Here is a 2,189-nt window from a genome sequence, read left to right on the forward strand (position 1 = left end):
GGCCGCCCGGGACGGCGCGCCCGGCCGGGCGGCCGCCGGTCCGCCCGGAAGCCGTCCGCCCGGACGCCGCCGGTCCGCCTGTCTGCCGTCCCGCCATCGTGCCCGTCAGGCCGGCACCAGCTCGGTCTCGTAGCACTCGACGACGTCGCCTTCGCGCAGATCGTTGAAGTTGGCGAAGGACAGGCCGCATTCATAGCCGCGCGCGACTTCCCGCACGTCGTCCTTGAAGCGCTTGAGCTGCGTCAGCTCGCCCTGATGGATCACCACGTTGTCGCGCAGCAGGCGCACGCCGGCGCCGCGCTTGACCAGCCCGTCGGTGACCATGCAGCCCGCGACCTTGCCGACCTTGGTGATCTCGAAGACCTTGCGGATCTCGGCATAGCCCAGGAACTTCTCGCGGGCCTTCGGCGCGACCTTGCCGCGCACCAGCTTCTCGATGTCGTCCGAGACTTCGTAAATGATCGAGTAGTAGCGGATGTCGACGCCGTCGCGGGTCGCCATCTCGCGCGCCTGCGACGTCGCGCGGACGTTGAAGGCGACGATGACGGCATGGCTCGCCTTGGCCAGCTGCACGTCGCTCTCGGTGATCTGACCCACGCCCGCGAGCAGCACGCGGACCTTGACCTCCTCGTGCTCGAGCTTGAGCACGGTGGCCTGGATCGCCTCCGCGCTGCCCTGCACGTCGGCCTTGATGAGGATGGCCACTTCCTTCTGCTCGCCGGCCGCGATGCGGGCGAGCATCTGGTCGAGCGTCCCGCGCGCCGCGGCCGTGCCGGCGGCGGCCTTTTCGCGTAGCTTGCGCTCGCGGAACTCGGTGATCTCGCGGGCCCGCGACTCGTTCTCGACCACGACGAAGGGCTCGCCGGCCGGCGGCGCGCCGGACAGGCCGAGGATTTCGACCGGCGTGGACGGGCCGGCTTCCTTCAGCGGCTGGCCGCGATCGTCGAGCATCGCGCGCACGCGGCCCCACTGATCGCCCGCGACGATGATCTCGCCCTGGCGCAGCGTCCCCTTCTGGACCAGCACGGTCGCGACCGGGCCGCGGCCGCGGTCGAGCCGGCTTTCGATCACCGATCCCTCCGCCGTGCGGGTGCGGTTGGCCTTGAGGTCGAGGATTTCCGCCTGCAGCAGGATCGCCTCTTCCAGCTTGTCGAGGCCGGTCTTCTTCAGGGCGGAGACTTCGACGTCCTGCGTCTCGCCGCCCATCTCCTCGACCACGATCTCGTGGCTGAGCAGTTCCTGGCGCACCCGCGCCGGGTTGGCGTCGGGTTTGTCGCTCTTGTTGATGGCGACGATGATCGGCGCGTTCGCCGCCTTGGCATGGCGGATCGCCTCGATCGTCTGCGGCATCACGCCGTCATCGGCGGCGACGACGAGTACCACGATGTCGGTGACGCCCGCGCCGCGGGCACGCATGGCCGTGAACGCCTCGTGGCCCGGCGTGTCGAGGAAGGTGATCTGCGCGCCGGACGGCAGCGTGACCTGATAGGCGCCGATGTGCTGCGTGATGCCGCCCGCCTCGCCGCCGGCGACGTCGGTGGCGCGCAGGGCGTCGAGCAGGCTCGTCTTGCCGTGATCGACATGGCCCATGATGGTGACGACCGGCGGCCGCGGCGTGAGGTCGGCATCCGCGTCGGCGCTGCCCTCGAGCCCGAGCTCGACATCGCTCTCGGAGACGCGGCGGACGCGGTGGCCGAACTCCTGCACCACCAGCTCGGCCGTGTCGGCGTCGAGCGTCTGCGTGATCGCGGCCATCACGCCGAGCTTCATCAGCGCCTTGATCACCTCTGGCGCGCGGGCGGCCATGCGGTTGGCCAGCTCCTGCACCGTGATCGTGTCGGGGAGGATGACGTCACGCACAACTTTCACCTGATCGGAGCGCAGCAGCTCCAGTTCGGCCTGCCGCCGCTCGCGCTCGCGCTGGCGGCGGACAGACGCAAGACTGCGGGTACGCTCGTCCTCGCCCTCGATCGCCGCCTGGACGTCGATGCGGCCGGGGCGGCGATGGGGATCCAGGCCCTTTTTCGGGGCGACGACCGGCGGCTTGCGCGGCGGCGCCGCGGTACCGCCCGGGCGGCGCACGGGGCGCGCTTCGTCCTCGTCCTCGCCCGGCCGCGTGGGGCGCAGGCGCAGGGTCTCGGTCGGCGTGGCCGGCGTGGCGGCGGGGGTCGCGGCGGCGGGCGCCGGAC

At 71.4% G+C, this 2,189-nt stretch carries 1 protein-coding gene; it reads right to left on the reverse strand.

Features of this window, described 5'->3' with window-relative positions; all coding sequences use genetic code 11:
* Positions 1–105 precede the first annotated feature (105 nt).
* On the reverse strand, positions 106–2,189 hold a 2,084-nt coding region (gene infB / locus B8460_RS20120), incomplete at its 5' end, for a translation initiation factor IF-2 (protein WP_048863409.1).

The organism is Acidisphaera rubrifaciens HS-AP3, from assembly GCF_000964365.1.
In the GTDB taxonomy this organism is placed as follows: Bacteria; Pseudomonadota; Alphaproteobacteria; order Acetobacterales; family Acetobacteraceae; genus Acidisphaera; species Acidisphaera rubrifaciens.